10 protein-coding genes are annotated in these 13,402 nt (G+C 64.9%); 3 read left to right on the top strand and 7 right to left on the bottom strand.

Annotation, left to right across the window (positions count from 1 at the left end):
- Positions 1 to 7: 7 nt before the first annotated feature.
- On the bottom strand, positions 8 to 3,346 hold the full coding sequence (locus tag VVR12_RS00535) for an ATP-dependent helicase (protein WP_368549171.1): 3,339 nt from the start codon (positions 3,344 to 3,346) through the stop codon (positions 8 to 10).
- 128 nt (positions 3,347 to 3,474) lie between these two features.
- Here VVR12_RS00535 and VVR12_RS00530 point away from each other — a divergent pair, with 128 nt between their 5' ends.
- The 3 genes from VVR12_RS00530 to VVR12_RS00520 all read left to right on the top strand — a co-directional run bounded on the left by VVR12_RS00530 (position 3,475) and on the right by VVR12_RS00520 (position 6,943).
- On the top strand, positions 3,475 to 4,161 hold the full coding sequence (locus VVR12_RS00530) for a 3'-5' exonuclease (RefSeq protein ID WP_368549170.1): 687 nt from the start codon (positions 3,475 to 3,477) through the stop codon (positions 4,159 to 4,161).
- 111 nt (positions 4,162 to 4,272) lie between these two features.
- The gene (locus VVR12_RS00525; RefSeq protein ID WP_368549169.1) at positions 4,273 to 5,505 is read left to right on the top strand and encodes an Nramp family divalent metal transporter; all 1,233 of its coding nucleotides are present in this window, start codon (positions 4,273 to 4,275) and stop codon (positions 5,503 to 5,505) included.
- Positions 5,506 to 5,593: 88 nt separating this feature from the next.
- Positions 5,594 to 6,943, top strand: a complete 1,350-nt coding sequence (locus VVR12_RS00520) for a threonine/serine exporter ThrE family protein (RefSeq protein ID WP_368549168.1) — start codon at positions 5,594 to 5,596, stop codon at positions 6,941 to 6,943.
- Between the two features lie 107 nt (positions 6,944 to 7,050).
- Here VVR12_RS00520 and hemL read toward each other — a convergent pair whose 3' ends face one another.
- Genes hemL through hemQ form a run of 6 tightly spaced genes read right to left on the bottom strand, consistent with a single transcriptional unit; the run spans position 7,051 to position 13,373 of the window.
- Complete coding sequence (gene hemL, locus VVR12_RS00515; protein WP_368549167.1) at positions 7,051 to 8,376, bottom strand: glutamate-1-semialdehyde 2,1-aminomutase; 1,326 nt, start codon at positions 8,374 to 8,376, stop codon at positions 7,051 to 7,053.
- Positions 8,377 to 8,394: 18 nt separating this feature from the next.
- Positions 8,395 to 9,408, bottom strand: a complete 1,014-nt coding sequence (gene hemB / locus VVR12_RS00510) for a porphobilinogen synthase (RefSeq protein WP_368549166.1) — start codon at positions 9,406 to 9,408, stop codon at positions 8,395 to 8,397.
- Positions 9,409 to 9,410: 2 nt separating this feature from the next.
- Positions 9,411 to 10,283, bottom strand: a complete 873-nt coding sequence (locus VVR12_RS00505; protein ID WP_368549165.1) for a uroporphyrinogen-III synthase — start codon at positions 10,281 to 10,283, stop codon at positions 9,411 to 9,413.
- Positions 10,280 to 11,245 carry a hydroxymethylbilane synthase gene (hemC, locus tag VVR12_RS00500; protein ID WP_368549164.1) on the bottom strand — a complete coding sequence of 322 codons (966 nt, stop codon included), beginning with the start codon at positions 11,243 to 11,245 and terminating at the stop codon, positions 10,280 to 10,282. Before hemC ends, VVR12_RS00505 begins: the two co-directional genes overlap by 4 nt.
- A 1-nt stretch (position 11,246) precedes the next feature.
- Complete coding sequence (locus tag VVR12_RS00495; RefSeq protein WP_368549163.1) at positions 11,247 to 12,584, bottom strand: ferrochelatase; 1,338 nt, start codon at positions 12,582 to 12,584, stop codon at positions 11,247 to 11,249.
- Positions 12,585 to 13,373 (bottom strand): hydrogen peroxide-dependent heme synthase, encoded by a 789-nt coding sequence (hemQ, locus tag VVR12_RS00490; RefSeq protein ID WP_368549162.1) that lies wholly within the window; start codon positions 13,371 to 13,373, stop codon positions 12,585 to 12,587. It abuts the gene before it with no gap.
- Positions 13,374 to 13,402 lie beyond the last annotated feature (29 nt).

The following is a 13,402-nucleotide window of genomic DNA, read 5'->3' as shown; positions in this document are numbered from 1 at the left end:
TGTTGACCTAGGGGTGAGTAATTTGGCGGCCGCGGGCGCAGAGTGGACAGATATCGGGTAACCGGCAACTCTTGCCGAAGGCACCCTCGCGGGAGGAATCGTGGCGAGCCTGCAGATGGGCGACGGAGATGAGTTCTGCGGCGCGGTTGATCAGTTCTACCGCCCAGGCGGCATCGTGAGATAGGGGTGGCTGGGCTTGTTCCCCATACGATTTCGTTTGCTTGCCGATTTGCACGAGGTGCGCCCCGCCGGAGGCCTCGTGTAAACCCTCAAATTGCAGGGTTTCTTTGCCCCCGGTGTCGTGAAAATCCTGTACCCGCGCGGCCATGGCCTGGCCCGCGCCAGCCTCCAGAGCCACTTGGTAGGCGGCCAGCTGCGGATGCTGTTCGATGTCGCGCTGAGGCGGCGGGGTTCGTCCGGTCTTGAGGTCGGCGATGACGTACTTGCCGTCGTCCCCCACGGTTTTCTCGAGCCGGTCCACTCGTCCGGAGAGCAGGGCCGCGCGGGGTTCCGCCGCTTCGGCGCGCGCGGGTATCAGGACAGAGAAACTGCCTTCAACGCCCACGAGTTCACGGGTGCCACCGGTATGCATGTCCGCGACGTAGGCGGAGAACTTCAGTAACATCTCTTCAGCGCGCTGATATACCAGCTGAGTCTCCCAGGTATCGGGCAAGCCGAGGCGCTCAAACCGCGTTTTCAGCTCGTTCAGCAATTGCGAGGTGAAGGTCTCCCCATCGTCGACGGTTCCGGCGGCCCAGTCGGGTAGGTCTTCGGCGATCTCGTGCACCAGCGTTCCGATGGAGCGGGCGAGGTCGGTCGCGGCCTCGGCCTTGGACTGTGAGACGAACCAGTCCAGCGGCGAGGAGTGGATGGCCTCTACCCGGGAGGGCGAGATGGGTACCGGAGTCTGTGGGTCGAAGGTCGGTCCCTGCGAGGAGAGTCCCAACAGCCCCCACCACTGGCTCGGATGGGCACCGGGAATGAGCATCCCGGCGGTGCGATCGGTGTCGGTGAACCGGTTCAGAATTCGAGCTGCCGCCTGGGCCCGCACCGGATCGGTGGCCGCGCGTTCGGAGTACTGCCTTAGTTCGGCGATCATGGCCCGCAACGTCATCGGACGCCGCACGATCGTGTTCTCGCGCACCCCGTGCTCTGCCGGGGCGGCGATGTCGAGCAGCTCGCTGGGGGCGGTGTCTACGTTCTTGACCGCGGTGCACACCAGTCGATACTTGGCCCGCGAAATGGCTGTCGAGAACATGCGGAATTCGTCATATCGGGTCTCTTTGAGACGATCGAGCGTGCCCACCGTGGCCGCCGCTTCGGCGCCGAGGTCAAAGATGTCGGTCAGGGCCTTGGTGTTCAGCAGGGAACCACGGATGGTGGTGTTGGGCCACACCCCGTCTTGCAGGCCCGCCACGTAGACGATGTCCCACTCTCGGCCCGCTGCCTGCGCCGGGGTCAGGATCTCGACGGCTTCTGTGGCGTCGGTGCGCTCGGTGAGGGTATCCATCGGCAGGTCTTGGGCGTCGATGTACTCGAGGAACTGAGCGGCGGTAGCGCCGGGCATTTGGTCCACGTAGCGGGTGGCCGCTTCGAACAGGCCCATCATGGCGTCGAGATCGCGGTGGGCGCGTTCGGCTGCCGCTGAGTGGCTCAGGGCGGTCTCACGCCAGGGGGCCGCCAACCCGGATGCCTCCCACAGCGCCCACAGCACCGTTTCGGCGGTGGCCCCGGGCACCTTGAGCGCTTCGCTACCGGCCGTCAACACCTGACCGATGCGACGCGCCGACGCCGCCACGCGAGAGCTCGGGAGCAGATCGGGGTTCAAAAGCGCCTCGACGAGCAGCTCGTCGCTGGCCCGGGTGCCTCCGGTGCGGAGTTCTTGGGCGCGCAGGCTCTGCCGCAGGCGGCGGATATCCATCGCGGTGGCCCCGCCCAGCCGCGAGGTGAGCAACGCTTCGGCGACGTCCACGCTGATTTCGGGTACGGCGCCCTCGGTGGCCTGGCCGTGCCCATAGATCACCAGGGCGAGGGCATCGAGGAAGGGACGGACGGCAGGCTCTTCGCGCACCGGGCGCAAGGCACGGGCGGTGCGCACGGGAATCCCCTGCCCCTCGAGGACGCGTTGAATGCTGTTAACCGATGAGCCGCTACGCACGATGATCACGCTACGGGCGTAAGACCTGCCGCGGTAGAGATGGTCTTCGAGGATCATCTGCGCCAGCAACCTGGCTTCGGACTGCGGGGAATCGACAGTATGGCCCTGCACGGTCGCGGCCATGTCTTGAGATTTGATCGGGTCGAGCAGGGAGTTGTCGTCACCGAGCTCCCACAGCGCCTGCTCGGTGGGTTCGGTGGAGACCGGCTGGCTCAGGTCACGGCTGTGATGTACGCCGGCCACCGGGGGTATGCGAGTGGCCACAGCCTCCCACGCGGTGGCAATGGACGCGGGCATGCGGTGGGACTGGCTGAGGTCGACTCGGCGGTGGTCGGGGAAGATCTCGGGCAGAGTGCGCGCCAGATCGGGGCGAGCACCGCGGAAGCCCTGCACCACGGTGTCGGTGCAGACTGTCAATTGAGTGGCGGGCGCCGGAGACGGCGATGAGGCCGCACCGCAGAGTACCCGCAACAGTCGGAAAATGGAGGGCGTGGCCTCTTGTAGGTCGTCGATGAGCACGAGGTCCAAACGATTGCGTTCCTCGGCCAGGTAATCCGGGTTGCTCAGCAGGACGTCCGCGGCCTCGTTGATCAGCGCCGCCGGGTCGTAGGCGTTGGGCATGCGCAATCGGCGAATCTGCCGGTATTCGGTGTACAGATCTGCCGTGGCGATCCACTCCGGTCGGTTGAGCCGCTGCCCCAGTTCTCTCACCTGGGCCGAGCTGAGGTTGTATTCGGCCATGCGGTCGAAGAAGTCGCGTAATTCGTGGCGGAACCCCTGGGTTCCGATCGCCTCGTGGAGATCTGCCGGCCAGCGGACCGCCGCGCCGACGCCCACGGCGTGGCCGGCGAGAAGCTCGGCGAGCACGACGTCCTGCTCAGGGCCGGAGAGTAGCTTCGGGGCGAAGTCGAGCCCCGGTAATAACCCTGCCACATGCGCGCGGCGGAGCACATCGAAGGCGTATGCCTGCCAGGCTCTCATGGGCGCCACCGACATCGTCTGCTGTGCGGACGCGGTGAGGTTTTCACGGAATCGGGTGGCGCTCACACGAGAGGGGGTGAGCACCAGCATGCGGGAGGGGTCATTCCCGGCGGTGAGAAATACCTGGGCCGCGTTCAGGAGCGCCTGGGTCTTGCCCGTGCCCGGCGCACCGGTATAGATGGTGACGCCTTGAAAGTTGTCGCTCATGGCGGGTCTCTCCTCACGTGCCCTGACGAGTTCCGGTACAGAACCACTGTGACACGATGGTATGACATTTTAGGCACTTTTTTGCCGCGCGGAGAAACTCCCGAAACCGGCGCGATATAGTCGAATCCATGACTTCCTGGACTGAACTACCACGCGCCACCTTCGACCTCGAGACCACCGGAATAGACCCCACCCAAGCACGCATCGTCACCGCCTCGTTGGTGCTGGTGGAGCCCGACGGGCAGGTAGTGCGGGCCGGTGAATGGCTGGCCGATCCGGGAATCGAGATACCCGAGCAGGCCGAAGCGGTCCACGGCATCTCCACCGAGTACGCCCGCGCCCACGGCACCGACGCCAAACAAGTGGTCTTTGAGCTGGCCTCCGCGCTGGGCGGCCTGTTTCACGACGGAGTTCCGGTCATCGCGTTCAACGCCGCCTACGACTTCTCCGTGCTCCATCACGAGTTGTTGCGTTACGACTACCCGCCGCTGCGGTGCTTTCCCGTGCTGGATCCCTACGTGATGAACAAGCAGGTGCATAAGTTCAAGAAGGGCAAGCGCACCCTCGAGGTGCTCTCTGGCGACTATGGCATCTCCCTGGAGAACGCCCACACCTCCAAGGCAGATGCGATCGCCGCCGAGCGCCTGCTGACGGCGATGGTTGAGCAGTACCCCGAGCTGGACGCCCCTGCGACCGAGCTGCACGAAAAGCAGGTGGAGTGGGCGGCGGCGCAGGCGGCCGACTTCCAGGCGTACCTCAACCGACAGGGCAAGAATGAGGTCATTGATGGAAGCTGGCCCATCCGAGCCTCTTAAACCCACCGGGCGACATGTTCAAATTTGGGGTTTACGATCGGCAACGGGAGGGAGTTTAATGGGGGTCTCACACAGACCGTCCCCCGTACCTCGGACCGAAAAGAACCATAGATGTACACAGTGCGTTCCCAACGCAAGAACCACCTGGCACGGCTGTTAGGCCCCGCCTTTGTAGCTGCCGTCGCCTACGTCGATCCCGGCAACGTCGCCGCGAATATCACCGCAGGAGCCCGCTACGGGTATCTGTTGATCTGGGTACTGGTGCTCGCCAACGTCATGGCGGTGGCGATCCAGTACCAGTCCGCGAAACTGGGGTTGGTGACCGGCAGGTCCCTCCCCGCAACCATGGGGCAACGGCTGTCACGGCGGTCTCGTATCGCCTACTGGCTCCAGGCGGAGGCCGTCGCACTCGCCACCGACCTGGCCGAAATCATCGGTGGCGCGATCGCGCTACAGCTCTTGTTTGGTCTTCCGCTACTGGCCGGAGGAGTGATCACCGGCGCAGTATCGATGGCTTTGCTGGGTCTGCAGAATGCCCGCCGGCAACGTACCTTCGAATTCGTCATCATGGGTCTATTGCTCATCATCACCCTCGGGTTCCTCACCGGGCTGGTGATCCTCCCGCCCGAACCGCAGGCGGTCGCCGGCGGCCTGGTGCCCGGTTTTGCCGGGGCCGATTCGGTGTTGATCGCAGCGTCCATGCTCGGGGCAACGGTCATGCCGCACGCCATCTATCTGCACTCCTCGCTCGTCGTACACCGGCACGGAACCGCCGCCCGCAATCCCCTCGGATTGGCCGAGCTGGTGCGTGCCTCCCGCGTGGACGTGGTACTCGCCTTGATCGTGGCGGGAGCGGTCAACATCGGCCTGCTTCTCTTGGCGGCCTCCGCCCTGCAGGGGGTCGAGGGAACCGACGACATCGCCGGTGCCCACGCGGCCATCGCCGACACGTTCGGACCGCTGGTCGGCAGCATCTTCGCGGTAGGCTTGCTGGCCTCGGGATTGGCGTCTACCTCGGTCGGCGCCTACGCCGGCTCGGAGATCATGGACGGCCTGTTGCATCGCCGGGTGCCGCTACTCCCCCGCCGCCTGATCACTCTGATCCCGGCGCTGGTGGTCTTGGCTGTGGGCATCAACCCGACCGATGCTCTGGTCATCTCGCAGGTCGTACTGAGTTTCGGTATCCCGTTCGCCCTGATTCCGCTGGTGCGGTTGACCGGTAACGCCCGACTCATGGGGCAGTACCGCGACCGCCTCGCGCTGCGGGTCTTCTCGTGGATCTCAGCGATCGTAATCGTGGTGCTCAACCTGACCTTGCTCTGGCTCACATTTACCGGAGTTTGAGAGTCTGGGGCCTCGCCGCTGGCTAGAATGAAACTGATTTCTCGCCCTTCTTCGGGCGCTTTCGGTTAACCACAAGCGAAGGTAACACGTGACCGATTCAGAGGCGGCCCCGGCCACCAATAGCATTTATCTCGGATCCACCCGGTTCCAGCATCAATACCTCGTAGCCCAGTCGGGCGTGGTGATGAAGCTGGGATTGCTCCTGCTGAAGTCCGGAGCCAGCGCCTATCGCATCAAGACGTCGATGGCCCGTCTGGCCCGGGCCGTCGGGTTAGAGGAACACCACTCGCAGGTGACCTTTACCGAGATCACCACCTCCGCCTATGCCTCCGGGAACTTTCGAACCGAAATCGGAGAGCAGCGGGCCTTAGGTATCAGCGCCTACCGCATCGATCTGCTCTCCGACTTCGTCTCGAACCTGCCCGACAAGATCAAGCCCAGCGAGGCCCTGCAACGGCTGGAGGAGATCGAGAACTTCCCGCATCTCTACCAGCGGTGGATGTTGGCCCTGGCCGCGGCGGTCGCCTGTGCCGGCTTCGCCTTCCTCAACAGCGGCGGCATCGTCGAGTGCCTGGTGGTGCTCGTCGCCGCGGGTCTCGGGCAGTTTCTGCGCACCACCTTCATGAAGCACGAGGTCAACCACTTCGCCATCTGGTTCCTCTGTGGCATCGCCTCGGCAGGGTTCTATATCAGCTCGATCTGGGCCATGCACCAACTCGGGTGGATCGGCTTCAATCACATGGTGGGATTCATCTCCTCCATCCTGTTCTTAGTGCCCGGGTTTCCGCTAGTCACCGGCATGTTAGACCTGGCCCGTTTCGACTTTTCCGCCGGGCTCCAACGACTGACCTATGTGGCAATCTTGCTCTCCAGTGCCTCGTTCGCGGTCTGGATACTCTCCTATGTCTTCCAGGTCCCCCTGGAAGTAGCCCCCAGTATGCACCTGGATCCGTGGTTCCACTTTGGGCTGCGGGTGCTGGCCTCTTTCGTAGCAGCCTACGGATTCGCCATGCTTTTCTCGGCCATGCCGGTCTCATGCCTCTGGGCGGGGGTGATCGCGGCGGTGGTGAACCCCCTGCGCATCCTAGCCACCGAATCCGGCGTCCCGCCCCAGCTAGCCGTCTTCTGTGCCGCACTGGCGGTGGCCGCGCTCGGTGACTTCATCGCGCCCCTGCACCACCGCAGGTACTCGCGGATCTCGCTCTCTGTGCCCGCGGTGGTCACGATGGTGCCCGGTGTGACCTTCTACCGATCGATGGCTTATCTGAGCAACGGCCAGCTCACCCCGGCGGTGACCGGGATGGTTGACGCCCTCCTCATCTTCTGCGCTATCGGCCTGGGCCTGGTCTTCGCGCGCTTCATCATGGATCCGAGCTGGTTATTTAACCACGATCTGCAGAAGACGCGCACGGTCAACGTCAGTTACCACCTGCGCTAGCAAAAACAGCAAGCGGCGCCGTCTCCCTCACCGGGGTGACGGCGCCGCTTGTTTCAGGCTACCGAGCTGTGCGCCTCAAGGGCACGCTCTCCTCAGGGACGCGCTACTTAGGGACGCGCCGAGGCGGCCGCGTCTGCCGCCTCAGGCAGCGCGTCGATGATGCGCTGCATAACATCTTCGGTGTGCGCCGAGGAGAGGAACCACGCCTCGAACGCACTCGGCGGCAGGTACACGCCGGAGTCCAACATGCTGTGGAAGAACGGGGCGTAGCGGAACGTCTCCGAGTTCTTGACGTCCTCGTAGTTCTTCACTCCGCCGTCCGCCGTGCCAAAGGCGACCGAGAAAAGATTGCCGGCGGTCTGAATCGAGTAGTTCAGACCCTTGGCGTCGAAGACCTCGCGGATCGCGCCCTGCAACTCTGCCGAGCGTGCGTCGATCGTCTCGTAGACCGAGGCGTCCGCGGCGATCAACGTGGCGATGCCGGCGGCCATGGAGATCGGGTTACCCGAGAGCGTACCGGCCTGGTACACGGGCCCGGTCGGTGCCAGGTATTCCATGATCTCGCGCTTGCCCGCCAACGCGGCGATGGGCATGCCACCGCCGATCACCTTGCCGAAGCAGAAGATATCCGGAGCCCAGTTGCCCTCGTCGGCCGCGGTGTAACCCCAGTACCCGGCGGGGCTCACGCGGAAACCGGTGAGCACCTCGTCGAAGATCATCAGGGCACCGTGCTCGTGGGTGAGCTTGCGCAGACCCGCGTTGAAACCGGGCTCGGGGGTGACCACGCCCATGTTGCACGGCGCGGATTCGGTGATGACCGCGGCGATCTGGTCGGGGAACTTCTCGAACGCGGCGCGTACGGCGTCCAGATCGTTATAGGGCAGGACGATGGTCTCGGCGGCGGTCGCGGCGGTGACTCCCGCAGACCCCGGCATCGACAGCGTTGCCACGCCGGAACCGGCCTCGGAGAGCAACGCGTCCACGTGGCCGTGGTAGCAACCGGCAAACTTGATGATTTTGTCTCGACCGGTGTAACCGCGCGCGAGGCGGATGGAAGTCATCGTGGCCTCGGTGCCGGTGGAGACCATGCGCACCTGGTCAATCGTGTTAGGAACCACCGCGTTGATCCGATCGACAACGAGTTCAGCTAAACGGGTTTCCGACTCGGTGGAGGCGCCGAAGCTCAACCCGTGTTCCACGGCGGCGTGCACTGCCTCTACCACCTGGGCGTGCTTGTGTCCGATGAGCCCCGGGCCCCAACTCATCACGAGGTCCACGTAATTACGACCGTCGGCGTCCGTGAGGTAGGGTCCCTGCGCCTCGGCCATGAAGGCCGGCGTGCCGCCCACGGAGTTGAAGGCTCGCACGGGCGAGTTCACTCCACCGGGGATGACTTTCCGGGAGCGTTCAAAGAGCTGTTCAGATACGGTCATCGTCGTCCTTCCAGACTGTTAGTTCAGCCAACCCGCTACTTCGGTGGCGTAATAGGTAAGAATCATATCGGCTCCGGCCCGCTTGATGCCGGTCAGCGACTCGAGCACGATGCGCTCGCGGTCCACCCATCCGTTGGCCGCGGCGGCCTCGATCATCGCGTATTCCCCGGAAACCTGGTAGGCGGCCACCAGCACGGGTGAGAAGTCGGCGACTTGGCGCACCACGTCGAGGTAGGCCATGGCCGGTTTAACCATCACAAAGTCGGCTCCCTCTTCGATGTCCAGGTGCGCCTCCAGCACGCCTTCGCGTCCGTTGCCGGGATCTTGCTGGTAAGACTTGCGATCCCCCTGCAGGGAGGAGCCGACGGCGTCGCGGAAGGGGCCGAAGAACGCCGAGGCGTACTTCGCCGAGTAGGCCATGATGGCAACGTCCTGGAACCCGGCCTCGTCGAGGGTTGCGCGGATGGCGGCGACCTGGCCGTCCATCATGCCCGAGGGGCTGACCACGTGCGCACCGGCCTGAGCCTGGGCCAGGGCCATGGCGCAGTACGCGGCCACCGAGGCGTCATTGTCCACGACGGTGTTGCCGAAGGGGTCTTCGGTCAGCGGGCCACAGTGCCCGTGGGAGGTGAATTCGTCAAGGCAGGTGTCGGCCATGATTACGATCTGATCGCCGAACTTCTCGCGGATAGCGGCGATGGCACGGTTCAAGACGCCGTCGCTGGCCCAGGCCGCCGAACCGCTCTCGTCTTTGTCTTCGTCGCGAGGCACACCGAACAGGTCGATGCAGGCCACACCGGCGTCGATGGCCTTCTGCACCTCATCGAGAACGGTGGTCATCGTGTGCTGAAATTGGCCGGGCATCGAGGCGATGGGCTGCGGCTCTTGAATGCCGTCGCGCACAAAGAGAACCTGAATCAGGTTGCGCGGGCGCAGCTCGGTCTCGGCGGTGAGCGAGCGCATCGCGGCCGTGGTGCGGGCGCGGCGCGGACGTCGAGTCAGGTGTAGCGGGGTACGTTCTGGGGTGGTCATGGTTACTCCTTAACGTGGGGTGAGTTGCTCAGGTTGGACGCCGCGAGCGCGATGGCGGCATCGGCAAGATCGTCGGGGGCGGGGCTGGTGGAGGTCAGCTGACGCAGTCTCAGCTCCGCGGCTTTCGATGCTGTGGTCGCCCCGATCGCCACGACCGGAGGAAAATCTGCACCGTGGGCCGCGCGATACACCTTCTTCAGCAAGGACGGGGCGGTGGCGATCAGCACGTCGCACTCCCCCAGGTGTTTGGCCGCATCGGTCAGGGTCAAGGCCGTCGCGTCGGCGCTGTCGAGTGGCTGTAGCGGTGTGGGCGCGGGGAAATCGTGCATGCTGTACACCTCGAGCACCGCCACCTCCCAGCCAGCGTCCCGCAGACCCTGTTGCAGGGTGGGTCGGGCGTTGGTGCCCTGCACGCAGACCACGCGGTTATTCTCCGCCGCTACGGACGCCGGCTGCGGCCACTGCTCGAGCATGTGGCGGGCGTCCTCGACGGTGGGTACGAAGTCGACCGGCACCTCCAGCTGTGCGAGGTGGTCTCGGGTGGCTCGTCCAACGCAGGCGACCCGCGCCCGCCCCAAGGCCTCAGCCGGGTTCAATTCCTGGGCTTGAGCCCACCGGGCGAATCCGCGCACCCCGTTGGCGGAGGTGAAGGTTACCCACTCCGCCGCCCTCAGGCTCTGCGCGGTGACCCCACGCCCCCGCTGGGTCTCGAGGCTACCGTTCAGCGATTCTTCACGGAAGCACGCCTGGGAGACCGGCACGAAGACCGGTTGCAGGTGCCAGCCGCGGGCCGAGCACCGCTGGTTGAGTGCGCGCGTCAATGCGGCAGCCGCAGTGGGCGTACGGGTGATCGCCACGGTGAGGGTTTCGGTCACAGTGTCAGTTTCGCGAGGTCTCCCGCGCCCATCTGCAAGAGGTCCTCGGCCACGTGCACGCCGAGGCGGTCGGCCTGATCAACATCCAGGCTGTCGCTGGCCGCCGAGTGGCGGATGGTCTCGCTACCGTCGGGGTTGGCCACCACCGCTTCGAGCACCAATTGGCCCTCGACGATGCGGGCGTAGGTTCCCACCGGCGCGGCACAACCGGCCTCCAAGCGGCGCAAGAGCGCACGCTCGGCGGTTACGGCCAAACGGGTTTCCAGGTGGTCGATCGCCGCAACGGCACGGGCCAGTTCATTATCGGCCGCAACGTCTGAGGTGCGGATCTCCAGCGCCAGGGCGCCTTGACCGGGTGCGGGCAGCACCCGGGTGGGGTCGAGGTATTCGGTGATGACGTCGGTAAATCCCAGGCGCTCGAGGCCGGAAGCGGCCAGTACCACGGCGTCGCAGTCACCGGTGACTTTCCCGGGAATACCGTAGTCTTCGAGGCCTGCCACGCGGGCCAGGCGGGTCCCGACGTTACCGCGGATGTCCACGATCTCAATATCGGGGCGCACCGCTCGCACCTGCGCGGCACGTCGGGGCGAGCCGGTACCCACGCGAGCGCCCGTGGGGAGGGTGTCCAGCGTCAAGCCGTCTCGCGCGCACAGGGCATCTCGAGGGTCGGCGCGTTCGGGGATCGCGGCGATGGTCAGCTCATCCACCGCTGCCGTCGGCAGGTCTTTGAGCGAGTGCACCGCAAGGTCGACCTCGCCCTCGATGAGTCTGGTTCGCAGAGTCGCGGCGAAGACTCCGGTTCCGCCCATCTGAGACAGCGGCCCGGTCAGGATGTCGCCTTCGGTTTTGACGGTCACCAGATCGATCTCAATGCCGCCGGCCTCAGCCACGCGCTGCCCGGCCATGCCAGACTGGGTCAGCGCCAGCTGAGAACCGCGGGTACCGAGCAGAAATTTGCTCATACTATCGAGTTCCTTCGTCGATATCGTCGCCGGTGTAGTTGGCGATCACGGGTTTGTCGGCCCCGGGGCGTGCCGAAAGGCAACAGTTGGGGTTGCACTCGTCAAACCACCCTGGCCCGGCGCAGGCTGAGACGCGTTGAGCGTCCAGCTGCCGCGGGTCGGAGGCGGGTGCGGTCTCGGCGAACCGCTCGGCGATCATGGCTCGCAACGATTCAACATAGGCCGGATGCGTCCCCGGGGTGGGCGTGCGGACAGCGGCAAAACCGAGTTCTGCGCAGGTGTCGAGGGCCTCGGTATCGAGATCCCACTTGACCTCCATATGATCGGAGACGAACCCCAGCGGCACCAAGACCACGCCGTCGACCTCGCCCGCTACCGCGTGCAGAGCGTCGTTGACGTCGGGTTCCAGCCAAGGCATGGAGGGCGGGCCGGAGCGGGACTGGTAGACCAGCTCCCACTCGACGTCCTGTAACTGTGCGGGATCTTCATCGCGCAACTGTGCCAGTACGGCGCGCGCCGCCTCCAGGTGTTTTTCGACGTAGGCGCTGCCACCCTCGTAGTCCACACCACGGGGGCCGGCCTCGTTGGCGGCGGACGTGGGCACCGAGTGGGTGCAGAACATCACGCGGATCTTGCCATTGCCTGCGGCCCTGTTTTCGGTCTGCGCGAGCTGGGCACGCACCTGCGCCAAACCATCGCGAAGGCCGTCGACGAACGCGGTGATGAAGCCGGGGGCATCGAAGTGCTGGCGCACCTTGTCGATCTGCAGCTGGCCCGTCAGTCCCAGCTCATCCAGGGCGATCCCGTAGTCCTCGCGGTACTGGCGGCACGAGGAGTACCCCGGGTAAGCGCTGGTGGCGAGCACCAGGATCTTGCGGGCGCCGTCGGCGTAGGCCTGCTCCACGACATCTTTGACGTAGGGCTCCCAGTTGCGATTGGCCCAGGTGATCTTCACCTCCGGGCCCTTCTTCTCGAGCGCTTCGCGTAGGGCGGCGAGCAACGCGCGGTTCTGCGCGTTAATCGGTGAGACCCCGCCGTTGGCACGGTAGTGGGTGGCCACCTCTTCAAGACGCTCGTCGGGGATTCCGCGCCCGCGCGTGACATTACGCAGAAACGGAATCACGTCGTCTTGCCCCTCGGGGCCGCCGAAAGAAGAGAGGATGACCAGGTCATAGGGCTGCGGGGCAGCCGAACGCACGCGGGTCAGGTTCTCTTCGCCGTGAAAATCTGCGATGTTCTCTTCGTCCAGACGAGCAGGGCCGTTGCTGGCGGTGTTGTTCTCGTCAGTGCGCTGAGGCACGACGTCGTCGGGCACGGGGCGGGGCGCGGAATCTTTCATTTAGGCAAGCACCCCGGCTACCTCGTCGGCGGGAATGCGGCGACCGGTGTAGAAGGGGGTCTCTTCGCGGATGTGCAGACGTGCCTCGGTGTTGCGGAAGGAACGCATCATATCCACCAGCAACACGAGCTCGGGGGCCTCGAGACCGATGACCCACTCGTAGTCGTTCAGACCGAAGGTGGCAATGGTATTCGGCAACACCTGCGGGAAGTCGATGCCCTTCATACCGTGGTTCTTCAGCATCTCGCGACGCTTCTCGGGGTTCGAGTAGTACCAGTCCCAGGAACGGACGAACGGGTAAACGCAGACCCACGCCTCGGGAGCCACGCCCTTGGCGAAGGACGGAGTGTGACCGGCGGTGAACTCCGCGTCACGGTGCACGCCCATGGTCGACCACACGATCTTGGTACCCGAGAACACCTCGGTGCGGCGGATGTCGCGGATGGCGGCCTGCAACTCTTCAGGCTTGGAACCGTGTACCCAGACCATGATGTCGGCGTCGTTGCGCATGGCCGAGACGTCGTAGAACCCGCGGACGGTGACGTCTTTGGCGGCCAGCTGCTCGACCACGGAATTGAGTTCCTGGGCGGCCTCTTCACCAGTGGCGTTCGGAGATGCTACGCCCTCACGGGCGAAGACGGTGTACAGCGCGTAGTAGATACGATCGTCGCCCTCGGCCGGGGCGCCAGGCACCTGCCCCTGGATCTTTCCGTTGGCGTCTTTGGCGGTTGGCATCTGGTGGCCGTGTCCGTGGGAGTATCCGGAGTGGGAAGAAGTGGTGTCAGACATGTGGTTTTCCTTTCCGTCGGGGCACGGTG

The organism is Rothia sp. LK2588 (assembly GCF_040946465.1).
Lineage (GTDB): Bacteria > Actinomycetota > Actinomycetes > Actinomycetales > Micrococcaceae > Rothia.
Note: the sequence above shows the minus strand (reverse complement) of the source record. Positions and strands in the feature narration are given on the sequence as shown.